This is a genomic window from Chelatococcus sp. GCM10030263, assembly GCF_042666455.1.
Taxonomy (GTDB): Bacteria; Pseudomonadota; Alphaproteobacteria; order Rhizobiales; family Beijerinckiaceae; genus Chelatococcus.
This window is the reverse complement of sequence record NZ_JBHTDB010000009.1, coordinates 105,977-130,222: the sequence shown is the minus strand read 5'-3', so window position 1 is coordinate 130,222 and position 24,246 is coordinate 105,977. Positions and strand designations below refer to the sequence as shown.

Here is a 24,246-nt window from a genome sequence, read left to right as displayed (position 1 = left end):
TCGCACGGTTGATGAGCACAGCACGCTGGCGTGGATTTGCGGTGAAGGCGCGCTGGCGACATTGCACATCGGAGGCGTGGCGATTAGTGTCCCGCCGTGACCTGGTGGAAGCATCCATGAATTGTCGTTATGCCTTGATCGTCCTCGCCCTGCTGGTTGCGTCACCGGCGCTCGCCCAGCGCGCTGGCCAGCGTCCGCAGCAAGCGCCGCCTGCGGGCAATGCCCAGCAGCAGCCGCGGCAGGAAAAGCAGTTTCCGCTCGGTGCCTCCTGGGCGGCCGATACCTTGAACGACAGGCAGTTGCCGCGCGGCGACAAACGCCCCTCCTTCACGCTCGACCAGACGCTCCGACTGCGCGGTTTCGGGGGCTGCAATACCTTTTCGGCCACGGCTTATCCCCTCAGGGGACAGTCCTTTGCCGTCGGTCCCTTCGCCATTACCAAACGCGAGTGCGCCAAGGACATCATGGCGACCGAGCGCGCTTTCTTCATCGCGCTCCGTACGGCACAGCGGTGGGACATCGTCGGCGGCCAGCTTGTTCTCGTCGGGCAAGGCGGCGTGCTGAAGTCCGACCGCTCGCTCTGATAACCCCTGACGCTCCAGACATTAACCACCGACTTATCGAATCAGCGCGGCTACGGCCGCCTGCCACGGCCAGCGTTGTGGAAAGCTTGACTTGCGCCTCTCCGTTGCGTATTTCCAGGGCCATTAGCACTCAGTTTGCTTGAGTGCTAGCAAGGCCCATCAACCTCCGCCGACATGCACAGGCGAGGTTCGCCGAGAGGATTTACATTCATGGCTTTCCGTCCCCTGCACGACCGCGTGGTCGTTCGCCGTCTCGACAGTGAGGAAAAGACCAAGGGCGGCATCATCATTCCCGATACCGCCAAGGAAAAGCCGCAGGAAGGCGAAATCGTGGCCGTCGGCCCAGGTGCGCGCGACGACAACGGCAAGCTCGTCGCTCTCGACGTCAAGAAGGGCGATCGCGTCCTGTTCGGCAAATGGTCGGGCACGGAAGTGAAGATCGACGGCCAGGATCTCCTGATCATGAAGGAATCCGACATCATGGGCGTCATCGGCAAGTAAGCTGGCGGGCAAGTCATTCCGCGCGGGACGGCATGCCGCCCTGCAGACGCTTTTCATTCCCATTCAGGCTTTGCTCAGGAGCTGATCCATGGCTGCCAAAGAAGTCAAGTTTTCGTCCGATGCGCGCGACAAGATGCTGCGCGGCGTCGACATCCTCGCCAATGCGGTGAAGGTCACCCTCGGCCCGAAGGGCCGTAACGTCGTCATCGAGAAGTCCTTCGGCGCGCCGCGCATCACCAAGGACGGCGTCACCGTCGCCAAGGAGATCGAGCTCGAAGACAAGTTCGAGAACATGGGCGCCCAGATGGTGCGCGAGGTCGCCTCCAAGACCAACGACCTCGCCGGTGACGGTACGACGACCGCGACCGTCCTTGCCCAGTCGATCGTCAAGGAAGGTGCCAAGGCGGTTGCCGCCGGCATGAATCCGATGGACCTGAAGCGCGGTATCGATCTTGCCACCACCGAGGTGGTCAAGGACATCGAGAAGCGTGCCAAGAAGGTGAAGTCGTCGGAGGAAGTGGCCCAGGTCGGCACGATTTCCTCGAACGGCGACCGCTCCATCGGCGAGATGATCGCCAGCGCGATGCAGAAGGTCGGCAATGAGGGCGTGATCACGGTCGAAGAGGCCAAGACCGCCGAGACCGAGCTCGACGTCGTCGAAGGCATGCAGTTCGACCGCGGCTATCTTTCCCCGTATTTCATCACCAATGCGGAGAAGATGATCGCCGAGCTCGAGGACCCCTTCGTGCTCATCCACGAGAAGAAGCTCTCCTCGCTCCAGGCTATGCTGCCGGTGCTCGAGGCTGTGGTGCAGACCGGCAAGCCGCTCGTCATCATCGCCGAGGACGTTGAAGGCGAGGCGCTCGCCACGCTGGTCGTCAACAAGCTGCGGGGCGGTCTGAAGGTGGCAGCCGTCAAGGCGCCCGGCTTCGGCGATCGCCGTAAGGCCATGCTCGAGGACATCGCCGTGCTGACGGCCGGCCAGGTCATCTCCGAAGACATCGGCATCAAGCTCGAGAGCGTGACCCTCAACATGCTGGGCCGCGCCAAGCGCATCCGCATCGAGAAGGAAAACACGACGATCATCGACGGCGCCGGCAAGAAGAAGGACATCGAGGCCCGCGTCGGTCAGATCAAGGCGCAGATCGAGGAGACCACCTCGGACTACGACCGCGAGAAGCTGCAGGAGCGGCTCGCCAAGCTCGCCGGTGGTGTCGCGGTGATCCGCGTCGGCGGCGCGACCGAGATCGAGGTGAAGGAAAAGAAGGATCGCGTTGACGACGCGCTCAACGCGACCCGTGCAGCTGTCGAAGAAGGCATCGTGCCGGGCGGCGGCACCGCGCTGCTGCGCGCCAAGGTTGCCGTCGGCAAGCTGAAGGACGACAACGCCGACGTCCAGGCCGGCATCAATATCGTGCTCAAGGCCCTCGAAGCGCCGATCCGTCAGATCGTCGAGAACGCGGGCGTTGAAGGTTCGATCGTCGTCGGCAAAATCCTCGAGAACAAGTCCGCGACCTACGGCTTCAATGCCCAGACGGAGCAGTATGTCGATATGCTCGAAGCCGGCATCGTCGATCCGGCCAAGGTCGTTCGCACGGCCCTGCAGGATGCAGCGTCCGTCGCCGGCCTGCTGGTGACGACCGAGGCCATGGTCGCCGAACTGCCGAAGGACAAGCCCGCTCCGGCCATGCCGGGCGGCGGCGGCATGGGCGGCATGGACTTCTAAGTCAAGTCCACGTCTAAGCTCAGTCGATAGACACGTCAGCGAACCCGAGCCGGAAACACCGGTTCGGGTTCAGCTCAGAATGAAGCGCGGCTCTGGCCGCGCTTTTTTTGTTCGAGCTCACGATCAGACGAGTCCCATGGCGGGAGCCGCCATACGCTCCGCCTCGCCGAGCGCGGGTTTGCCCGGCCCCATCGGCGCGGCGACGATCATACCGCCTCGATTGGGGCATCCGTCTTTGGAACTATACAACCGCAACCCACAAGGAAATATTCAGTCATACCCACCCTAAGCATTTAAAGCATAAGAATTGTTCGTGATCTGAAATACGGATGCGTGAATTACAAATATACTTATAACTTCTTAGTGCTAATAAACGTTGGCTTGACGGTTTCGAGAGACATCGAATCTCAATAAATATCGCCGAGATTCGCCTAGTTTGCCGTGAAGCGCCTTAGGAAACTTGGCAGGCATCCCGTTTTGCACGTGCACTGTGTCTCTCGCGAATGACGGGAGCCGGCCGAGTCTGAATTCATGCAGAAACTCGGAGATCACATGAGCAGCACAAAAAATGGATGCGATCCTTCAGTCTTGCTCCTCGATGGGACAGACGATGGCGAGCACCTGACACGCCGTGGACGACAAGTATTTATCGATGCCAAAGGCGGTGACGATGTCATCGACTGCGGTCCGGGGTCTGGCGTCTATTTGGGACGAGGAGGCGCCGACATATTCAGAATGATGGGTGGGGGCGAGCACTGGATTGCCGACTTTGACCGAACGCAGGGCGACAAGATCGACGTTTCAAGAATCGGCATAACCGATATGTTGAGCTTGTTGAAGTACGCGACGAACAAGGATCAGGACGAAGGCTGCGCCGCGCATGTCGAAATCCCGCTCGCCCCGAACGGCCGCCTGGTTATCCAAATCGAAAGTCAGACGGTCGAAACCTTGGAACTTAGCGACTTTATTTTCGCACCGCCCAGGGTAGATACTGCGCCAACTGCTCACAACGCCGCCGCCTCCCCACTTGCCGTCTCGCTGGCACAGACCGAAATCGGCCCTGCGGCACTTGTCGGCCAGACCCTACCGACGGAGATCGCCTCGCTCGACCCAGGCTGAGGCCACGACCGCCTCCGCCCAGGCGGAGGTCACTTCGCCAGGCGCGGCACCACTCCCGACAGGATGGTGCCGCAACCCAAAAAATCGGCCGGCACAGCTCCCACCTGTGCCGTGCCGCACCCCAGGAGGCAAGGCAATGGCCGTCGCCTATGAGCTTGCCACTTCAAGATCATCTCGTGGAATTATCTTATCATGAATTATTCTAATGAATACAGTATTGACAATAGATTCACACACGGATCCTGTATTTACATAAGTAAATCAAGTCATCTCGTCATGGGAACAGCCGACGATGATGTTCTCATCGCCGGCAGTCACTGGAGCATGCTGGTGGGGGATACGGGGAAGGATAGATTCGTTCCCAAGCCCGATACCACTACAATGGTCATGGATTTCAAGCGTGAAGAAGGCGACAAGATCGATTTGTCAGCTTACGCTATTGATAAAGATCACTTGCAGGCACGTATGAAGTCCGTAGGCGAAAGCACCTCACTTCCCTTCGCCCGGGACGGGGGCTCGCTCATGATCTGGGGCCACCAGCCGGAGGATCTTCAGCGCGACGATTTCATCCTGCGCCCGGATATCGAGAACGGCGTTACACCGCTGATCGGCTTGTGCCCATTGCTCCCGCCCGATCAGGCTCTTTGAGCTGACAGCCCGCGCCGCGCCGGAACTGTTTCGGCCGGCATCTCCCGCTTGCCGTGAAAAAAGCGTAAGGAGCCCGTAACGAGCGCGACAGCCGGCTGGCTCCAGATTGTGAAGGGCGCATACTCGCGCCAACTGGAACGGGACGGCAGAATGGCACCGGCAACCCGAACGCGACAATGCGGCCATTGAGCATTGTGACGTTCGGGTCTATCGCGCTGATACGTCAACTGAAGGGGAAGCGGCCCTCTGCGCCCGGCGCACGGCCGAGATGAGCATGATGCACGGACTGAAGACCTTCCTCGTCGCCATCTGGCATTTGACCAAGCCCTATTTCGCCTCCCGCGAAATCAGCGAAATGCGGCTATGGCCCTTCGGCACGTTCCGCATGCAAGAGCGGTGGATCGGCCTCTTCATGCTCGTCACCGTGGTGGCGCTGGCGCTCGGAGGTGTCGCGCTCAGCGTCGTGCTCTCCTACTGGCAGAACAGCTTCTACAACTCCTTGCAGGCCAAGGATGCCGCCTCCTTCTGGCGGCTCATCGGCCTGTTCTGCATTCTCGCGACCGTGTGGATCACCCGCGCGGTCATTGCCTATGTCGTGCGCTCCTATCTCTCGATCCGCTGGCGGCGCGTCATGACCGACCGCTATCTCGATCGCTGGATGCGCGGCAATGCGCATTATCGCATGCGCTTTCTCGGGCATGGCGCCGACAACCCGGATCAGCGCATCCAGGAGGACATCGACCAGTTCGTCACGACGACGCTCACGCTTTTCCTCGGCCTGCTGACCTCGGTCGTCAGCTTATTCTCTTTCGCCTTCATCCTCTGGAGCCTCTCCGAGAAGATGACGGTGCCGTTCCTCAATACCACCATCCCAGGCTTCCTGTTCTGGGTGGCGCTGATCTATTCGATCGCCGGCACGATCGGCGCCCATTATTTCGGGAAACGGCTGATCCATCTCAATTTCATGCAGCAACGCTATGAAGCCGATTTCCGCTTCGGCATGGCGCGCGTGCGTGAATATGGCGAGCAGATCGCCCTCATGCAGGGCGCGGGCGCCGAGCGCAGGCGCCTCGGCGGGCTGTTCGGCTTCGTCGTCGGCAATTTCCTGCAGCTGATCGGCGTGCAGAAGATCCTGACCGCCTTCACCGCAGGCTACGGCCAGGCGGCCGTCATCTTTCCGTTCCTGCTCACCGCCCACAACTATTTCGCCGGCAGGGTCACCTTCGGCGATCTGATGCAGACCAACCAGGCCTTCAGCCAGGTGCAGGACGCGCTGTCCTTCTTCGTTGATGCCTATTCGACGGTCGCCGCCTACAAGGCGGTCGTCGATCGTCTCACCGGCTTCGACGAGACCATGGAACGCGCCACGGAGGTCGGCACGGAACAAGAGAAGCTCGCACGCGAGACGGTGGCTGCTGACCATGTGACGCTCGAAGGCGTGCGGCTGGCGGCCCCATCCGGCGAGGCCATTCTCGCGGTTCCGGCGCTTTCGCTCGAAGGCGGGCGGGAAACGCTGATCGTCGGGCCCTCCGGCTCCGGCAAGTCCACCCTCTTCCGGGCGATCGCGGGCATCTGGCCCTATGCCGAGGGCAAGCTCTCCATCCCGGCCGGCAAGCGTCTGCTCGTGCTGCCGCAACAGCCCTATATCCCGCTCGGCACCTTGCGCGAGGCGGTGAACTATCCAGCGGAGATCGGCACCTATGACGATGCGGCGATCCGGGAGGCGCTGACCGCCGTGCAGCTACCGCATCTGATCGACCGGCTCGACGACATCGACACCTGGCAGCAACGGCTCTCCGGGGGTGAGCAGCAGCGGCTCGCGGTCGCGCGCGCGCTCCTGGCGAAACCCGACTGGCTCCTCCTCGATGAGGCGACGGCAGCCCTCGACGAGCCCACGGAAAAGGCGATCTATGCCATGCTTGCGGAAAAACTGCCGAACACGACGATCGTGTCGATCGGGCATCGCACGACGCTGCAGGCCTTCCATGACCGCCGCGTGACCATCGCGCGCAATGCCGACGGCACCTTCACGCCCGCTGCGGAACCTCTACCCGTCGCTGCCGAACCAGCATAACAATGGCGCAGCGCGCCGGAAGCTGGCGGCGCGTAGTGTCTCGAAACGGTGGCCGCGGGCGGCATGACGATCATTCTGACTTTTGCCGTCAATTCCGCCCTCAATTTCGTGCTCGGCCTCCTCGTCGCCAAATATCTCGGGCCGGAGGAGTTCGGCCGCTATGCCATCGCCAATGCCGTCGCGACGGTGGTGAACACGCTCCTGCTCGATTGGCTCAGGCTGTCGGCCACGCGCTTTTATTCGGAGCGTACACGGCAGGAGGAGCCGGCTGTGCGCGCCACGCTCGAAGCGAGCTTCGCGACGATGGCGCTCCTCATCATCGCCGCAGCCGCCATCCTCGTCCTCACGGGCGCCGAGCTCGGCCTTCCGCCAGCCCTGCTCGCCGCGACGGCCGCGATGACGGTCGCCATAGGTCTCTTCGATTTCCATACCGCCATGGCACGGGCCCGCTTCCTGGAGCGCGCCTATGCGCATCTCGTCATCGTCAAGAATGTCGCCATGTTCGTCCTGATGGTCGGCGCGTCGATCTTGTTCAAGGATGCGGCTGTGGTGGCTGCCGGCTTTGCCGCGGGCACCGTGACCGCGGTCCTCATCGGCCGGCTGGCGCTACGCGACCCGGGTATAGGCCTGCGCGCGACCCGTTGGCCGCTGACGCGCACCTTCCTCACCTATGGCCTGCCGCTGGTCGGTGCCAGTGCCATCTTCCAGCTCATGACGATCGGAAATCGAAGCTGGGTCGCCAGCAGCTATGGTTTCGCGGAGGCGGGCTATTTCTCTTTGGCGGCAGATCTCGGCATCCGCATCTTCGCGGTCGCAGGCTCGGCGGTCGATATTTTCCTGTTCCAGCTCGCCGTGCGTATCGACCACATGCACGGGCGCGCGGCAGCGAACCGTCAGGTGGCGCGCAATCTGGTGCTGGTCCTTGCCTTCCTTACGCCGCTCGCCATCGGCTATGCCATGCTGCTGCCCATCTTCCAGCACTTCTTCGTGCCGGCCTCCTACCAGGGTCCCTTCGCCTCCTACAGCTTGGTGCTGATTCCGGCCCTGCTGTCCTTCGCGCTCCTCCAATTTGCGCTCAATCCTGTGTTCCAGATCCAGGAGCGCACGGCGCCGGTCATCGCCGCGGCCGCATGCGGCCTGCTCGTCAATCTCGCGCTTATCCTCGTATTGCCGCGGCATTTCGGGGCGATCGGCTTCGCCCTCGCGCAGATGAGCGGCATGGTCGCGGCGCTCATCCTTACGGCGGTGCTCGCCCTGCGTCTGATGCCGGAGCTTCCGCGGGCCAGGGATATCCTCGTTATCCTCGCTGCGGCAGTTGCCCTTGCCGCGGTGCTCTGGGTTCTCCGCCGAACAGACCATAACGCCATCATGCTCGCCGGCGGCCTTGGCGGCGCCGTCGCCTATGGCGCGCTGGTGCTCGCCTGCGATGTCGGAGGCTTGCGCAAGGTGCTGATGATGCGTTTCATGCCGCGAGCGTGACGTGCTGGTAACCTAAGGTGATCACCAACTTCTAACCCTATTCTCAGAACGGGCAGCCAGTGCCCGTTTTCCGCCGATTGCTGTAAGCTCCGATTCACTGGACCTGGTACTAAGCTCCTCGTGATTATTGGCAACCGAGGATCACCGATGCGCCATAGCTTTTACCTCAGGGCCGTCGTGCTGACCGCTGGTCTCGTCCTGCCATCGCTCGCGATGGCGCAGGCGCCGCAGAGCGATCTCGGCGGCGGACTGATCGAGTTTCTGGTCACCGGCGGTAGGAACCCGGCCTACGCCCCTCCTCCCGAATATGCGCCGCCGCCCGTCTATGCACCGCAGCCGCGGACCGTCCGTCGGGCCCGGCGCCCGGCCGGCGTCATCTATGCGGAGCCGATCGAGGAGGATCCCTTCGCTGCAGGCGCGCATGCCCCGCCGCGCGGGGTCTACGGCTATGACGAGCTCATGGATGATCCGCTCGAGACACGTCCGCCGCCCCGCCGGGTCCGTCCACGCGTCGCGCGCGTGCCCGATCCGAGCCGTGACCGACGCGAAGATTGGGCGCCCCAGGCAGCGGTATCGGCGCAGTTGCAGCGCCAGGAAGTCGCCTATGACGGCGGAGAAAAGCCCGGCACCGTCATCGTCGATACCCGCGCGCGCTTTCTCTATCTGGTGCAGCCGGGCGGCAAGGCGATCCGCTACGGCATCGGCGTCGGCCGCGAGGGCTTCACCTGGAAGGGCCGGCAGGTCATCAGCATGAAGCGCGAATGGCCGTCGTGGCGTCCGCCGGCGGCGATGCGGAAGCGCCAACCGGAACTGCCTAGCTTCATGGCGGGCGGTCCGAAGAATCCGCTTGGCGCCCGCGCGCTCTATCTCGGCAACACGCTCTTCCGGATCCACGGCACGAACCAGCCGAGCACCATCGGCCGGGCCGTGTCATCCGGCTGCATCCGCATGATGAACAAGGACGTGATCGACCTCTACAACCGCGTTCCGATCGGCGCGCCCGTCATCGTCAGCTAGAGGCCGGACTCAAACGGTTTCGCCAAGCTCGGCCGCCATGGCGGCGAGCTTGGCAACCGTGTTCATGTTACGCGCCGTTCCGTCTCGCGCCGCCGGGATTTTTAGCTTCGAGCGGCCCATCCCCTCGCCATAGCGGACATAGACCTCCCGCCTTCCGAGCCGCAGTTCCTCGCCGTCCCTGCCAGTGACGCTCGTCAGTGCGTCGGGGGCGGGGGCCTCGTCGAGGAAGATCGCCACGGTCCAGTTCGGGGCAGCGTCCGGGAACGGATTATCGGCAAGCACTTCGCCCATCTGAGCCGCCGTTCGCACGAGCACGCCCACTGGCCTGCCCGCATACACCTGCAACTCCGCCTCAAGGGCCGCTTTGACCTCGTCCTCCGAGCCTGCGCTCTGGAAGACGACATTGCCACTGGCGATATAGGTCTGGACCGCATCGAAGCCCGCGCGCTCGCACAAGCCTTTCAAATCGCTCATGGGCAACTTGCCCGTCCCGCCGACGTTCACGGCGCGCAAAAGGGCGATGTATGCGGCCATATCGGGGCTCACTTTGCGATCAGCGCACAAATGAGCCTCGGCGCGAACGCGCCGAGAGCTGATTCAAGCCGAGGCGCTCAGACCCAGTCGGAGCCGCCGTCGCCGAAATCGGCATCGTCACCGGCGCCGAAATCGGCATCGTTATTGCCGTCATCATAGGCGGCCTGGTCGATGCGCGCGTCGTTGTCCTCGGGTGGCGACGTATCGCTCGCATTACTGGCGACGTCGGGCTTTGCCGCTTCCGCCGTCTGATCGCCATGGGAGCCAAGCCCGAAGGCACTGGCCAGCATATTGCCCACGACCATGCCGCCGGCGACGCCCGCCGCAGTGGTCAGCGCCGTGGATAGAAAGCCGCCTCCCCCGCCCATGCGCGCACCCCAGGGCCCAGCGGACATCGCTCCCTGGCCCATCGCGTCGGGTTGCTGGGCGTTCTGCCATGCGGGTCCAGCGCCGCGCCCCATCGGAGAGCCAGCCTGCCCCGGTCGGGCGGACGAGGCCGGTGGGCGGGGCGCTTGTGGCGGCTCGCTCGCGCCACCGCCGAAGAGCCCCGACAGAAATCCGCCGCCGCTTGTCTGCGCAGTGGCGCCGCGCCGGGCCTCTTCCAGTTCGGCCTCCAGCCCGTCGAGCTGCTCCTTCAGCCGGGTCAGCGCCTCTTCCTGCACATGCACCACCTGCGCGAGGGCATAAGGCGCGTAGGGCTGGGCGGCGACGCGCTCGGCGATATAGGCCTCCGCCTCCGGATCGCGCGGATGACCTTCGACCTGCCTCAGCCGGTCGAAAATGCCGTTGATGACATCTTTTTCCTGCGGATTCATCGCTCTGTTCCTCGACCTGTCGTCCAGCCACGCGTGGCATTGCCCTCCATATAGGAACGCCATGACGAAAATCCGACCGGCGAGGGCGGCAGCGGGCACGATGCGTATGGCAAACCGCGCCCGCTGGATGGATCAGGCGACGGCGCGGATGACCTTCCGCAGCTTGTCGGCGATCTCGCCGATCTCGGCCTCGCGGATGATGAGCGGGGGCGACAGCGCCAGCGTGTCGCCGGTGATGCGCAGCATCAAATCATATTCGTGGAAGGCCCGCTCCATCACCTCATAGGCGCGCGCGCCCGGCGCGCCCTCACGTGGCGTGAGATCGATGCCCGCGACGATGCCGATGGTCCGGATGTCCTCGATATTCGGTTCACCCTTGAGGCCGTGGATCGCATCCGCCCAGGCCGGCTCAAGGGCACGGGCGCGTTCGAACAGGCCCTCGTCGCGATAGATGTCGAGCGTGGCGAGCGCCGCCGCGCAAGCGAGCGGATGGGCCGAATAGGTATAGCCGTGGGGAAGCTCCACGGACCGCTCGGGCCCCTGCATGAAGGCATCATAGATGCCCTTGCGCACGAAGCAGCCGCCCATGGGCACGGAGCCGGAGGTGACGCCCTTGGCGAAGGTCAGGATGTCCGGAACGACCCCGTAACGCTCGGCCGCAAAGCCCGCGCCGAGACGGCCGAAGCCGGTGATGACCTCGTCGAAGATGAGGAGGATGCCGTGCTTGTCGCAGATCTCGCGCAGGCGCTGGAGGTAGCCCTTGGGCGGCGGCAGCACGCCGGTCGACCCCGCCATGGGCTCGACGATCACCGCTGCCACCGTCGAGGCGTCGTGCAGGGTGACGATGCGCTCGAGCTCGTCGGCCAGATGGACGCCCCAATCCGGCTCGCCGCGGGAATAGGCCTGCTCGGCCCTGTTATATGTATGGGGAAGGTGGTCGACGCCGGCGAGCAGCGTGCCGTAGAGCTTGCGGTTTGAAACGATGCCGCCGACCGAAATGCCGCCGAAGCCCACCCCGTGATAGCCGCGCTCACGGCCGATGAGGCGGGTCTTGGAGCCCTTGCCCTGCACGTTCCAATAGGCGAGCGCGATCTTGAGCGCGGTGTCGACCGCCTCCGATCCGGAGTTGACGAAGAACACATGGTCGAGATCGCCGGGGGCGAGCGCCGCAAGCCGCGAAGCGAGGGTGAAAGCCTTGGGATGGCCGAACTGAAAGGCCGGCGCATAATCGAGCTCGGCTGCCTGCTGCTGGATGGCAGCAACGATGGGGTCGCGGTTGTGCCCGGCATTGCAGCACCAGAGCCCCGCCGCACCGTCGAGGATCTTGCGGCCGTCATTGGCGATATAGTGAAGGTCCTTGGCCCCCGTAATCACGCGCGGCCGCGCCTTGAAGGCCCGATTGGCCGTGAACGGCATCCAGAAAGCTTCGAGATCGTTCGGCGCCGATGCGGCCGACCCTCCGGCCTGGTCGTGAGCGAGGGACATGGAACATCCTCCGTGGTTGACATGTTGCACCGTGCCAGGGCGCGGGACGGGTCCGGCCGCCAACCGGCCGTGTCCCATCTCGCGTGCAAGAACCCCTAGCCTTCATGGACCCCCAGCCTTCGTGGATCCCCAGCTTTCATGGGTCCCCTGCTTTCATGGCATTGGCCCTCGGGAACTTCAAATGCGAAAACCGCGCCGGATGGATAAAGGCGGCAGCGGGAGCAGTCGCCCGCGCCGGCGATCGGTTGACACCGCGCCGGGGCCGCCTTAGCGCAATTCCGGCCGCCCCGGCCAGCTATCCAAGGGAGAGATCATGACCGACGCTTCGGGACCCGTCCCGGTGATCGCCGGCCTGTCGTCGATCGCCGACCGTTATGACGTCATTCTTTGCGACATCTGGGGCGTGCTGCACGATGGCATCCGCGCCTTCCCCGAGACCGGCGAGGCGCTAAGCCGTTTTCGGGCGCAGGGCGGCACGGTCGTGCTCGTGTCCAATGCGCCGCGGCCGGGCAGCGACGTTCTGCCGCTCCTCGACCAATTGGGCGCTCGACGCGACGCCTACGACGACATCGTCACCTCCGGCGACGTCACCCGGCGCAGCATCACGGCACGCCCGGGCGAGCCGCTGTTTCACCTGGGGCCGGAACGCGATGAACCACTCTTCGGAGGCCTCGACTGCCGACGCGTCCCGCTCGAGGAGGCGCGCTATGTGGTCCTGACCGGTCTCTTCGACGACGACCATGAAACGCCCGAAGACTACCACGACCGGCTTGAGGCCATGCGCGCCCGCAAGCTCCCGATGATCTGCGCCAATCCTGATCTGGTGGTCGAACGCGGGCATCGCCTCGTCTATTGCGCCGGCGCGCTCGCAGCGCTCTACGAGGCGCGCGGCGGCGAGGTCACCTATGCGGGAAAACCACATCGCCCGATCTACGAAGCTGCCCTGGCGCGGGCTGCCGCCGCCCGGCAGAGGCCGGTGGACGAGGCGCGCACCCTCGCCATCGGCGATGCGATCCGCACGGATATTACCGGCGCGCGTGGCGTTGGATTGGACGCTCTCTTCGTCACCCGTGGCATTCACGCGCGCGAATTTGCCGACGCACATGGCGCGCATGACGAGATGGCGCTCGCCCAGTGGATCACCGAACAGAGCGTGCATCCGACAATGATGATGGAAATGCTGACCTGGTGAAAACTGCCAGGCGGGCAGCCTCCTGCAATGCCGCAACAGGGCACGTGAACAGACCGGTCTCGTGGTGCGCCTTTAAGCTCAAGATTGGATAGAGCTAACACCATACCGGTCCATCAATTTACATTGCTGTAGAGACCGGTTGACGACAGCCGGGAAAAGGCGAGCCAGCCCTTTCGACTTTGATTCAGGAATACATCCTATCTTCCTGAATTATCGAGACGTTTTCCAGCAATCGGCGCCCTGGCCGTATCGCGCCCAAACGAACGCGCAGCAGGCAGGGTCCATATTTGATTCAACGAACTCTACTAAGCCTTTGTCCGGATTGTGTGTTTCCGAAGCGAGCGTGGACGAGGGTCAGCCGTTTCTTTTCTAATTGACCGTGCTGCAGGTCGCCTCGATCTTGGCCTTCAAAGTCTGAGCGTTGAACGGCTTGACGATGTAGTTATCCACACCCGCGCGCTTGGCGGCGATGACGCTCTCGGTCTTGGATTCGGCCGTGATCATGATGAAGCGCATGTCATCGAAGGCCGGATTGGCGCGCACCAGTTGCACGAGCTCGAAGCCGCTCATCGGTTCCATGTTCCAGTCCGAGATCACCAGCCCATATTTCTTGAGCTTCAGCTTGGCGAGCGCGCTCTCCCCGTCGGGAGCATCATCAATGTCATAAAAACCAATTTGTTCAAGGAGGTTACGGACAATGCGGACCATTGTCTGGAAGTCGTCGACTATGAGAATAGGCATTGCCAAATCAAGCGCCATAGCCGGCTCCAAACGAATACGTCACATGGCCCGGATCGTCCCCGCGGGATGCGAGGCGCGCATAAAAACCGCGGAATTTCCTCCGTTTCCAGGCATCGGCAAAATCAGAGGAGTCACACGTCGCGTTAATAGAGTAAGCAGCGCCGGACGCAACTACTTCTTTACCGTGAATGCAACGAACATACCATCGGTGAAGCCGTCCGCGAGGCCGCACAAAGACGCCGTGAACGGACGTGCCGCTTGACCTCAGGGGCTCCCTCTTGGCAGGGTCCGCCCGCCGCCTGCGACGGTCGCCGCAGTTCTCGCCATGCCGGAACGCCATGTCGTTATCACCCCCTCCCCAAGCGCCGTTCATTATTGCACGCGGCGCGCCGAGAACGCCGGCCCTGTCCCGTCCGATTCTCGCGATCGGCAATTTTGACGGAGTGCATCGCGGGCACCAGGAGGTGCTCGCGAAGGCCGTCATCCTCGGCAGGGATCTCGGGAGACCGGCGGCAGCCCTGACCTTCGATCCCCACCCCAGCCTGTTCTTCGCGCCGCAGCGGCGGCTGTTTCCGCTCACGCCTCTGCCGACCAAGCTGAGGCTGATGGCGCATTTCGGGCTTGACGGTGCCATCGTCCTGACCTTCGACCGGGCGCTGGCGAATACGACGGCCGAAGCTTTCGTCGACGATCTGCTCATCGGCCGGATCGGCGCGGCCGGCATTGTCGTGGGCGGAGACTTTCACTTCGGAAAAGGCCGTGAGGGGTCACCGGATTATCTGACCCGCCGGGCCGCCCACCACGGCGTGCCGGTGATCATCGTTGCGCCCGTGGGAGATGCCGGCGGCCGCGTCTCGTCCACGGCCATTCGCGAGGCATTGGCGCGCGGCGACGTGGCTTCTGCCAATCAACTTCTCGGTTATCGATGGCTCGTGAGCGGCACGGTCATGCACGGCGACAAACGGGGGCGAACCCTCGGATTCCCGACGGCCAACATCCACCTTGCCGCCGATTGTGAGCTGCATCACGGCATCTATGCGGTCCGCGTCGGCCACGGCGGTCGCATCTTCGACGGCGTTGCCAGTTTCGGCCGCCGCCCGACCTTCGATAACGGCGCTCCTCTGCTCGAAGTCCATCTCTTTTCCTTCGACGGCGACCTCTACGAAGCGCCACTCGATGTCGAATTCGTGGCCTGGTTGCGTGGCGAAGAAAAATTCACCGACGTAGCGGCGCTCGTTCAACAAATGGAACGTGATGCCGCCGATGCACGCCGGCATCTTGCGATGCCGGAGGCGGACTGCGCCTCGCTTCTCGAAGCGATCGCGGGCGTGTCGGTCGAGAGCGAGGCCGGGGCGGCGTGACCCACCTTCCATAAGCGCGCCTGTTGTCAAAAGCGCGTTCTTTGCACTTTTTCTTAAATCCTGGCGGATAGATTGACCGCAGTTTGCAAACGGTTGCCGCCACAGAATGAGCTTCAGCAAGACATCGAAGGCTACGATCGGCGATCGCCTGATTCGCTTCGGCCTGCTTTTCGTCGTCTTCGCGGCGGTGCTGGTGATTGCGCGCGAGTTGCCCGAGCCGACCGGGATCAACTATATCGTCGCGATACCCTCCCTCGCCGCGGTGCTCGCGCTGATCGCCGTTCTCCTTCCGGCGCCCAATATGCGCCGGCGCGACGCGCTCGCCGAGCGCCTCATCACCATGGCGGACGGCGATCTCGCCACGCCCATTCCCCCGTCGGAAAGCAACGGCTCCCAAGCGGAGATCGAGGCCGCGCTGGCCGGCGCCCTGGAGCGCGTGCGCAAGCAACTGGCATCGGCGCAGACGACAATCGAAACTCTCGAGCGCGAAAAGGCGGCGGCGGCGCGCGACACGCGCATTGCAGTCGACCAGCGTGCGGCCGATCGCCTGTCGCGCCTTGCCTCGACCGTCGGCGAGGCGGCCCGCACCATCGACATGCAGGCGCGCGAAACGGCCGAGACCTGCGAAACGGTCATCGCCCGCATGCGCGAAAGCATTCGTTCCGCCCATGTCTCGACCCATGGCGTGCAAACCGCGGCGGCCGCAGCCGTCGAGCTCACGAGTTCCATCAACGAGATCGGTCGGCAGTTGGCTCAGGGGTCCGACATTGCCGCCCGTGCGGTGCGCGAGGCCGAAGGCACGAGCGCCCTCGTCGGTGCCCTCGATCGCTCGAGCGCCAAGATCGGCGAGGTCGTGACGCTCATCACCGCCATCGCCGAACAGACCAATCTCCTCGCCTTGAACGCGACGATCGAGGCGGCGCGCGCCGGCGAGGCCGGTCGCGGCTTCGCCATCGTGGCGCAGGAGGTGAAGGCGCTGGCGAGCCAGACGGCGCGCGCCACGGAGGATATTCGCGGCCAGATCGCTTCGATGCAGGCGGCCACGTCGCAAGCCGTCGCCGCCATCGGCTCGATTACCGGCACGATCAGTTCCATGGACCGCATGACCATGATCATCGCCGATGCCGTGGGCCAGCAGAGCTCCGCAACCCAGGAGATCGCCCGTTCGATCGAGGCGGCCGCCTCCGGCACCGGCGAACGCAGCGACACCCTGGTGCTCGTCGAGCGGACGGCCGAGGACACCCTGCGCATGCGCGAGAGCATGGCGCGCAGCGTGGAGAAGCTCACTAGCGACGTGGAGACCTTCCGCAGCCATTGCGAACGGCTGCTCGCCACCGCGAACCCAGGCTGAGCGAGCAAAGCCGGCTCGACCGCTGCCGGGGGCAATCGTAGCGGCTACCCCGATGTTCTCTATCTCCTTGTTCCGACAGGGTGTTTACCCAACGCCAAAAGGCTCGCAGCGGGCGAAAACCGGCTTCCCCTTTTACGCCGCATGCTCTAGAAGACGGTTCATGGGCAGGCTGTTCGACATCAAGCGAATTAACGGCCCGGCCTTCGCCTGAGCACGTGTCTTAGGAAGCGTCCGTCTCCCGGAACCTTGTCCTCAGGCGCGCTACTCGCGAAGCTCCGGGACTTCGGGCCGATTGCGGCCCCCCGCACCGTTTCTCATGCTGGCGCGCCCTGGCGTGCTTCAACCGGCTTGGCCCATGACCCACTCTTCCACCGACACGCCTGTCCCGCCGACGCAGCGGGATTATTCCGAGACGCTCTTTCTGCCGCAGACGGATTTTCCGATGCGCGCCGGCCTGCCGCAGCGCGAGCCTGAGATCCTGGCGCGCTGGCAACGCATTGGCCTCTACCAGCGGCTGCGCAAGGCCGGCAAGGGGCGTCCCCGTTTCGTGCTGCACGACGGCCCGCCCTATGCGAACGGCAACATCCACATCGGGCATGCGCTCAACAAGATCCTGAAGGATCTGGTGGCGCGGTCGCAGCAGATGCTGGGCCATGACGCCAATTATGTGCCGGGCTGGGACTGCCACGGCCTGCCCATCGAATGGCGGATCGAGGAAGAGAACTACCGCGCCAAGGGCCGGCAGAAGCCGGACCTCTCCGATTCCGCGGCGATGATCGCCTTCCGGCGCGAATGCCGCGCCTATGCCGATCATTGGCTCTCCGTGCAGCGCGAGGAGTTCAAGCGGCTCGGCGTCGAGGGCGACTGGCAGCACCCCTACACGACCATGGACTTCGACGCGGAGGCGCAGATTGCCCGCGAGGTGATGAAATTCGCGGAGACCGGGCAGCTCTATCGCGGCTCGAAACCCGTGATGTGGTCGGTGGTCGAGCGCACGGCGCTCGCCGAGGCTGAGGTGGAGTATCATGAGCACACCTCGGCGACGATCTATGTAAAGTTCCCGGTCGTCGAAAGCACGGATCCCGCGTTCTCGGGCACGTCGGTGGTCATCTGGACAACGACGCCCTGGACGATCCCGGCGAACCGCGCCATCGCCTTTTCCAAGACGATCACCTACGGCCTCTATGAGGTGACGGCCGCGCCCGAGGACAATTGGGCCAAGCCCGGCGACCGCTATGTGATCGCCGACAAGCTCGCCGAGGAGATGTTCAAGGCCGCCCGCGTCGAGAGCTGGACGCGGCACGGCGACGTGCCGGCGATCGCGCTCGGCCAAATCGTCTGCGCCCATCCGCTGCGGGGGGTCGAAGGGGCGAACGCCTTCTATGACTTCAACGTGCCGCTGGTCGCGGCCGACTATGTCACGGACGACCAGGGTACCGGCTTCGTCCACACCGCCCCCGGCCATGGCGCCGACGACTACATCACCTTCATCAATAACCGCGAGGTCTTTGCCAAGGCCGGCACCACAGAGGTGCCGCATACCGTCGGGCCCGACGGCGCCTATTACGGTCATGTCGCCCTGTTCGCCGGCGCACGCGTCATCGACGACAAGGGCAAGACGGGCGACGCCAACGACGCGGTGATCAAGGCGCTGGCAGCGGCCGGCATGCTGGTCGCGCGCGGCCGGCTGAAGCATCAATATCCGCATTCCTGGCGGTCCAAGGCGCCGGTGATCTTCCGCAACACGCCGCAGTGGTTCATCGCCATGGACAAGCCGCTCGGCAAGCCGGGCGACACCCTGCGCAACCGGGCGCTCAAGGCCATCGCCGACACCACCTGGGTGCCGCCCACCGGCCGCAACCGCATCAACGGCATGATCGAGAACCGGCCGGACTGGGTGGTCTCGCGCCAGCGCGCCTGGGGCGTGCCGATCGCGGTCTTCATCCGGGAGGACGAGGCCGGCAATGTGCTCGAACTGGCGCCCGGCCCAGCCTTCAAGGGCAATGAGAAGCTCGTCGAGCGCATCGCCCAAGCCTTCATGGCGGAAGGGGCGGATGCCTGGTTTGCGGCCGATCCGCGCCGCTTCCTCGAAGGCCTGGTGCCCGACCCCTCGGCGTGGACGTCGGTCACCGACATCCTCGACGTCTGGTTCGATTCAGGGTCGAGCCATGCCTTCACGCTCGAGAAGCGCGAGGACCTGAAGGTCAAGCGCCGCATCGACGGCGGCCACGACACCGTCATGTATCTCGAAGGCTCCGACCAGCATCGCGGCTGGTTCCACTCATCGCTTCTGGAGAGTTGCGGCACGCGCGGGCGTGCGCCCTACGACGTCGTCCTCACCCACGGCTTCATTCTCGACGAGAAGGGCGAGAAGATGTCGAAGTCGAAGGGCAATGTCACCGCGCCGCAGGACGTCATCAAGACCTCGGGCGCCGACATCCTGCGCCTGTGGGTCGCGGCGAGCGACTATAGCGACGACATGCGGATCGGCCCGGAGATCGTCAAGACCTTCGCCGAGACCTATCGCAAGCTGCGCAACACGATCCGCTGGATGCTCGGCAGCCTGCACCATTTCCACGGCCATGACATCGTGGCTGTCGGCGAGATGCCCGAGCTCGAGCGGCTCATGCTGCACCGCCTCGTCGAGGTCGACGAGGAGGTCCGCCGCGCCTATGCGGCTTTCGACTACAAGCGCGTCGTGACCACGCTCATGCATTTCATGACGGCGGATCTCTCGGCCTTCTATTTCGACGTGCGTAAGGACGCGCTCTACTGCGACCCGGCGTCCAGCGTCGTCAGGCGCAGCGCGCTCACCGTCATCGACCAGGTCTTCCGCTGCGTCGTGACCTGGCTTGCGCCGATCCTGCCCTTCACGGCGGAAGAGTCCTGGCTCGCGCGCTTTCCCTCCGAGACCGGCTCTGTGCATGTCGAGTGCTTTCCGCAGATCCCGCCGAACTGGCGCAGCCAGAACCTGAAGACCAAATGGGACAAGATCCGGCGGGTGCGGCGTGTCATCACCGGGGCGCTCGAAATCGAGCGCGCCAACAAACGCATCGGGTCGAGCCTCGATGCCGCGCCGACGGTTTTCATCGCGGATGAGGAACTGACGGCCGCGCTCAAGGGTATCGACCTGGCCGAGGTCGCGATCACCTCGGCGATCGCCGTGGTGCCGGGGCCCGGCCCCGCCGACGCCTTCCGCCTCGACGACGTGCCGGGTGTCGCCGTCATGCCTGGGCTCGCCGCCGGCCGCAAATGCGCGCGGTCCTGGAAGATCTCGCCTGCGGTCGGCAGCGACCCCGACTATCCGGACGTCACGCCGCGGGATGCGGCAGCGCTGCGCGAATGGGACGCGGCGCATAAGCGGGCATGACGAGCGCCATGTCCGCGACCCGCTTCGGCGCCCTCGTCGCTGTCCTGACCTTCGTCATCGATCAGGCGACGAAGAACTGGCTCTACCATGTCGTCGACATCGGGGCGCGGCCGCCGATCGAGGTCACGTCCTTCTTCAATGTCATGCTCGTATGGAACCGCGGCATCTCCTACGGGCTCCTGCAGCAGGACGGCGGGTTCGGCCGCTGGCTCCTCGTCGGCCTGTCGATCGTGGCCAGCATCGGTCTGTCGGTCTGGCTCGCGCGGACCCATGTGCGCCTCGTGGCGACGGCCATCGGCCTCATCATCGGCGGCGCGCTCGGCAACGCGCTCGACCGCGCCGTCTATGGGGCGGTGATCGACTTCGTGCATCTGCATGCCTTCGGCTACAGTTGGTATGTCTTCAATGTCGCCGATGCGGCGATCGTCGCCGGCGTCATTGGCCTGCTCTACGATGCGCTCGTGCTCGAACCGCGCCGCAACAAGGCGGCGGCGGGTGCCAGCGGGACCTGAGGCGGGGACAGCGGCGGGCTCGGGCTTCTCGATCCGCGCTTAGGCTGCTATTAAGAGATCTGATGGCCTGCTGCCCAGCAGTAAGGCGCCGTCATGGTGCATCGAGGGGGGCCGGTTGTGGTGGTTGCCGCAGATTTCGCGGATACTGCCTCACTGTCGCCGCACCGAGACAGCAAGGCTGATCGTCGAGGATCGGCCGATAAGAGTGGGACCGCTATCATGATTCACCACGACCGAAAGACGTGGGCACTATCCATCGCCACCCTGGTGGTCGGGCTTGCGGCCGGCATGACGCCGGCGCTCGCACAGGAAGGCTCGGGCGTGTTCATGAAGGACGTCCTGGGCAAGCTCGGCATTATCGATGAGGAAGCGCCGCCGATCGAGTACAAGGATCGGGCGCCGCTCGTCATTCCGCCGAAGCTCGACCTGCCCCCGCCGGGCAGCGTCGGCGCGGCCCGTCCGGCCAATTGGCCGAAGGACCCGGACGTCGCCGCCGCCCGACGCGCTCGCGAGGAGGCGAACCGCCCGGCGAAGGTGCGCAACGATCACGACGGCGCGACCGTGCTCTCGGTGGACGAGATCCGCAAGGGCCGCCGCCCCGGCGCCCAGGTGGTGAATACGCCTGACCCCGACCGCTGCACCGGCGACAACTGCCGGCTCTATCTCAGCCCCGACTTCCTGCGCAACAACGGCCGTATCGGGCCGGAGAAATCCAATCTCGCCTATGGTCAGGAGCCGGAGCGCAGCACCCTCGCCGACCCGCCGAAGGGCTACCGCATGCCCTCCGCCAACGCCCCGCTCGGCGACGGCCGGGGAAGCCCGATCGTGCGCGAGGACGAGGCGGACACGCATAAGTTCATCCGCCAGCAGGCCGGGCAGAGATAGGCTAAGCGAACCTTCACTCCCACGCTTTCTGCCGGCGAGCCCTTCAGGCTCGCCGCAGGCATTTCTGCAGGCTTGCCTTTTACCGGTGATATTGCGAGCCTCACTTGGCTTTGTCGCGACCCAGCCCTGATCAAGAGATCTCGATGCGCTTTCGCCCGCTCGCCGGACTCACGCCCGTCGCCTCGTCCCCAACCACGGCGGGCGGCCCGGATGTCACCTCCTTTACCCTCGACAACGGGCTCGTCGTCGTCGTCATTCCCGACCGGCGCGTACCGGTGGTCACCCATATGGTCTGGTACCGCAACGGTTCGGCCGATGATCCGCCGCTGAAATCCGGCATCGCACATTTTCTTGAGCATCTGATGTTCAAGGGCACGGACAAACATCCCGCGGGCGAGTTCTCGCAGGTCGTGGCGAGCCTCGGCGGCCAGGAAAATGCCTTCACCTCCTACGACTACACCGCTTATTTCCAACGTGTCGCCAAGGAACACCTCGGCACGATGATGGAGTTCGAGGCCGACCGCATGAGCGGGCTTTCCTTCGACGAGGCGGTCGTCGGCCCCGAGCGCGACGTGGTGCTGGAAGAACGGCGCATGCGGGTGGAGACCGATCCCGGCGCGCAACTCTCCGAGGCTTTGTCCGCCGCCCTCTATGTGCACCACCCCTACGGCACGCCGATCATCGGCTGGATGCACGAGATCGAGGGGCTCACCCGCGACGACGCCCTCGCCTATTACCGGCGCTTCTATACGCCGGAGAACGCCATCCTCGTGGTTGCCGGCGATATCGGCGCCGATGAGGTGCGGGCGCTCGCGGAAGAGACCTACGGCCGCATTGCCGCGCGCGGTGAGCGGCCCGAACGCCGCAGGCCGCGCGAGCCCGTGCTCAATGCCTCCCGCCGCGTCACCGTGGCCGACGAGAAGGTGGAGCAGCCTTACCTGCAGCAGGCCTTTCTCGTGCCCTCGTCGCGCACGCAGGAGGGCAGCGAAAGCTATGCGCTCGAACTCCTCGGCGAGGTCCTCGGCGGCGGCCAGACCTCGGTGCTCTACCGGACCCTGGTGCTCGAGAAGGAAGTGGCGGTCTCGGCCGGCGCCTATTACTACGGCACCATGCTCGATGCCGCCCATTTCGGCATCCACGCCGCGCCACGGCCGGGGGTTACCCTCGAGGCGCTGGAAGCGGCGATCGGCGAGGCCGTCGCGCAATTCCTGGCGCGCGGCGTAACCACTGAGGAATTGGAGCGGGCGAAGACCCGCTTCGTCGCCGAGATGGTCTATGCGCAGGACAGCCAGGCGCATCTCGCCCGCCTCTACGGCTCCTCGCTCGCCATCGGCGAGAGCGTCGAGGACGTCGTGCTTTGGCCGCAACGGATCGAGGCGGTCACCGCCGATGAGATCCGCGCCGTCGGCGAGCGTTATCTCCTCAAGGGCCGTCCGGTCTCGGGCTATCTCGAGCCCCACCGCGCCTGATCATCCGCATCGAGAGCGAGTCGCCTCATGACGCTTGTTGAAACCACCGCCGCATCGCGCGCCGCCCAGCGGGTCATCTCACCGGGCGGCATCGAAGCCTGGCTCGTGGAAGAACATGCGATCCCGCTGATCGCCATGGAGGTCGCCTTTCTCGGCGGCGCGACCCAGGACGCGGACGCCAAGGCCGGCACCGCCGCGCTGATGGCGGGCCTGCTCGACGAAGGCGCCGGCGATCTCGATGCCGACAGCTTTCAGGAGCGCCTGGCGGATCGGGCGATCGAAATCCATTTCCATGCGGACCGGGATAGCTGGCACGCGGCGCTGAAGACTCTGGCGCGGCATGCCGACGGGGCCTTCGACCTCTTTCGCCTGGCCCTCACCCGTCCACGTTTCGACGACGATGCCATGGAGCGGGTCCGCGAACAGATGTTCGCCGGCCTGCGACACGAGGCCAAGGACCCCGAGAGCATGGCGAGCCGGGCCTTCTTTGCCCATGCCTGCGCCGGACACCCTTACGCCCATCCGGTCCGTGGCACGCTGGAGAGCCTGCCCGGCATCGGCCGCGACGACGTCGTCACGCTGCACCGGGCGAGCTTTGCCCGCGACAATCTGATCGTCGCGGTGGTCGGAGCGATCGATGCAGCCACGCTCGGCCGTCGTCTGGACGAGGTTTTCGGCGATCTGCCCGCTGAGGCCGCCATGGCGGCGGTGACGCCGACCACCGTTGGCGAGCTCGGCAGCCATGCGATCGTCGATCTCGACGTGCCGCAGTCGGTGCTGCGCTTCGGCCTGCCCGGAATCGGGCGCCGCGACGACGACTATATGGCGGGCTATGTGGTGAACCACATTCTCGGCGGCGGCTCCTTCACCTCGCGGCTGTTCCAGGAGGTGCGCGAGAAGCGCGGCCTCGCCTATAGTGTCTGGACCTCGCTCCATCCGCTGCGCCACTGCCCGCTCTTCATGGGCGGCACGGCGACCAAGAACGAGCGCGCGGCCGAATCGCTCTCGGTCATCAAGGGCGAGATGGCGCGGCTCATGGCCGACGGTCCGAGCCAGGAGGAACTCGCCAAGGCCAAGCAGTTTCTCATCGGCTCCTATGCCCTGCACTTCGATACGTCCACCAAGATCGCCCGCCAGCTCGTGCAGATCGCCATGGACGGTCTCGGGATCGACTATATCGACCGGCGCAACGAGCTGGTCGCCGCCGTGACCATGGACGACAGCCACCGCGTGGCGCGGCGCCTTTTCGGCCAAGGCGATCCCCTCGTCGTCGTCGCCGGGCGGCCGCAGGGGCTGTAGTCGGTATGGACTTTCCCAAAGCCCCCACCCCTTACCCCTCCCCACAAGGGGGAGGGGCGACGGAGGCGCTGGCTGCCATGCGTC

Annotated in this window: 20 protein-coding genes; 16 read left to right on the top strand and 4 right to left on the bottom strand. The window is 64.7% G+C overall.

What is annotated here, in order from left to right; all coding sequences use genetic code 11:
• The first annotated feature begins 116 nt into the window (after window positions 1–116).
• The 8 genes from ACFQU1_RS19455 (at window position 117) to ACFQU1_RS19420 (ending at window position 9,148) form a co-directional block, all read left to right on the top strand.
• Window positions 117–584, top strand: coding sequence for an META domain-containing protein (locus tag ACFQU1_RS19455; protein ID WP_378135739.1), 468 nt, complete (start codon window positions 117–119; stop codon window positions 582–584).
• A gap of 210 nt (window positions 585–794) precedes the next feature.
• The gene (gene groES, locus ACFQU1_RS19450; protein WP_378135737.1) at window positions 795–1,085 is read left to right on the top strand and encodes a co-chaperone GroES; all 291 of its coding nucleotides are present in this window, start codon (window positions 795–797) and stop codon (window positions 1,083–1,085) included.
• An 88-nt stretch (window positions 1,086–1,173) separates the two neighbouring features.
• Window positions 1,174–2,811, top strand: coding sequence for a chaperonin GroEL (groL, locus tag ACFQU1_RS19445; protein WP_378135735.1), 1,638 nt, complete (start codon window positions 1,174–1,176; stop codon window positions 2,809–2,811).
• 531 nt (window positions 2,812–3,342) lie between these two features.
• Complete coding sequence (locus ACFQU1_RS19440; RefSeq protein ID WP_378135733.1) at window positions 3,343–3,930, top strand: hypothetical protein; 588 nt, start codon at window positions 3,343–3,345, stop codon at window positions 3,928–3,930.
• 192 nt (window positions 3,931–4,122) lie between these two features.
• Window positions 4,123–4,578 (top strand): hypothetical protein, encoded by a 456-nt coding sequence (locus ACFQU1_RS19435; protein ID WP_378135731.1) that lies wholly within the window; start codon window positions 4,123–4,125, stop codon window positions 4,576–4,578.
• Window positions 4,579–4,852: 274 nt separating this feature from the next.
• On the top strand, window positions 4,853–6,652 hold the full coding sequence (locus tag ACFQU1_RS19430; RefSeq protein ID WP_378135729.1) for an ABC transporter ATP-binding protein/permease: 1,800 nt from the start codon (window positions 4,853–4,855) through the stop codon (window positions 6,650–6,652).
• Window positions 6,653–6,715: 63 nt separating this feature from the next.
• Entirely contained in the window at window positions 6,716–8,131 is a 1,416-nt protein-coding gene (locus ACFQU1_RS19425) for a lipopolysaccharide biosynthesis protein (protein ID WP_378135727.1), read from the top strand.
• A 147-nt stretch (window positions 8,132–8,278) separates the two neighbouring features.
• Window positions 8,279–9,148, top strand: coding sequence for a L,D-transpeptidase (locus tag ACFQU1_RS19420; protein ID WP_378135724.1), 870 nt, complete (start codon window positions 8,279–8,281; stop codon window positions 9,146–9,148).
• A 9-nt stretch (window positions 9,149–9,157) separates the two neighbouring features.
• On the opposite strand, the gene ACFQU1_RS19415 is transcribed toward ACFQU1_RS19420, so the two are convergent.
• From ACFQU1_RS19415 to ACFQU1_RS19405, 3 genes are all read right to left on the bottom strand, one after another.
• Window positions 9,158–9,682: a DUF1697 domain-containing protein gene (locus ACFQU1_RS19415; RefSeq protein WP_378135722.1), complete on the bottom strand. Its 525-nt coding sequence runs from the start codon at window positions 9,680–9,682 to the stop codon at window positions 9,158–9,160.
• 77 nt (window positions 9,683–9,759) lie between these two features.
• Window positions 9,760–10,497 carry a DUF2076 domain-containing protein gene (locus tag ACFQU1_RS19410; RefSeq protein WP_378135720.1) on the bottom strand — a complete coding sequence of 246 codons (738 nt, stop codon included), beginning with the start codon at window positions 10,495–10,497 and terminating at the stop codon, window positions 9,760–9,762.
• A 132-nt stretch (window positions 10,498–10,629) separates the two neighbouring features.
• Window positions 10,630–11,982 carry an aspartate aminotransferase family protein gene (locus ACFQU1_RS19405; protein ID WP_378135718.1) on the bottom strand — a complete coding sequence of 451 codons (1,353 nt, stop codon included), beginning with the start codon at window positions 11,980–11,982 and terminating at the stop codon, window positions 10,630–10,632.
• A 313-nt stretch (window positions 11,983–12,295) separates the two neighbouring features.
• On the opposite strand from ACFQU1_RS19405, the gene ACFQU1_RS19400 reads away from it, so the two are divergent.
• The gene (locus ACFQU1_RS19400) at window positions 12,296–13,174 is read left to right on the top strand and encodes a TIGR01459 family HAD-type hydrolase (protein ID WP_378135716.1); all 879 of its coding nucleotides are present in this window, start codon (window positions 12,296–12,298) and stop codon (window positions 13,172–13,174) included.
• Window positions 13,175–13,543: 369 nt separating this feature from the next.
• Here the strand turns inward: ACFQU1_RS19400 and ACFQU1_RS19395 are convergent, their stop codons facing one another.
• Entirely contained in the window at window positions 13,544–13,933 is a 390-nt protein-coding gene (locus tag ACFQU1_RS19395; RefSeq protein ID WP_378135714.1) for a response regulator, read from the bottom strand.
• A 320-nt stretch (window positions 13,934–14,253) separates the two neighbouring features.
• Here ACFQU1_RS19395 and ACFQU1_RS19390 point away from each other — a divergent pair, with 320 nt between their 5' ends.
• From ACFQU1_RS19390 to ACFQU1_RS19360, 7 genes are all read left to right on the top strand, one after another.
• Window positions 14,254–15,276, top strand: a complete 1,023-nt coding sequence (locus ACFQU1_RS19390; RefSeq protein ID WP_378135712.1) for a bifunctional riboflavin kinase/FAD synthetase — start codon at window positions 14,254–14,256, stop codon at window positions 15,274–15,276.
• Between the two features lie 106 nt (window positions 15,277–15,382).
• Complete coding sequence (locus ACFQU1_RS19385) at window positions 15,383–16,627, top strand: methyl-accepting chemotaxis protein (protein WP_378135710.1); 1,245 nt, start codon at window positions 15,383–15,385, stop codon at window positions 16,625–16,627.
• A 355-nt stretch (window positions 16,628–16,982) separates the two neighbouring features.
• On the top strand, window positions 16,983–19,997 hold the full coding sequence (gene ileS / locus ACFQU1_RS19380) for an isoleucine--tRNA ligase (RefSeq protein ID WP_378135708.1): 3,015 nt from the start codon (window positions 16,983–16,985) through the stop codon (window positions 19,995–19,997).
• Between the two features lie 8 nt (window positions 19,998–20,005).
• Window positions 20,006–20,509, top strand: coding sequence for a signal peptidase II (gene lspA / locus ACFQU1_RS19375; protein WP_378135706.1), 504 nt, complete (start codon window positions 20,006–20,008; stop codon window positions 20,507–20,509).
• A 219-nt stretch (window positions 20,510–20,728) separates the two neighbouring features.
• The gene (locus tag ACFQU1_RS19370) at window positions 20,729–21,394 is read left to right on the top strand and encodes a hypothetical protein (RefSeq protein ID WP_378135704.1); all 666 of its coding nucleotides are present in this window, start codon (window positions 20,729–20,731) and stop codon (window positions 21,392–21,394) included.
• A gap of 143 nt (window positions 21,395–21,537) precedes the next feature.
• Window positions 21,538–22,863, top strand: a complete 1,326-nt coding sequence (locus ACFQU1_RS19365; RefSeq protein WP_378135702.1) for a M16 family metallopeptidase — start codon at window positions 21,538–21,540, stop codon at window positions 22,861–22,863.
• Window positions 22,864–22,890: 27 nt separating this feature from the next.
• Window positions 22,891–24,162 carry a M16 family metallopeptidase gene (locus ACFQU1_RS19360; RefSeq protein ID WP_378135700.1) on the top strand — a complete coding sequence of 424 codons (1,272 nt, stop codon included), beginning with the start codon at window positions 22,891–22,893 and terminating at the stop codon, window positions 24,160–24,162.
• Window positions 24,163–24,246 lie beyond the last annotated feature (84 nt).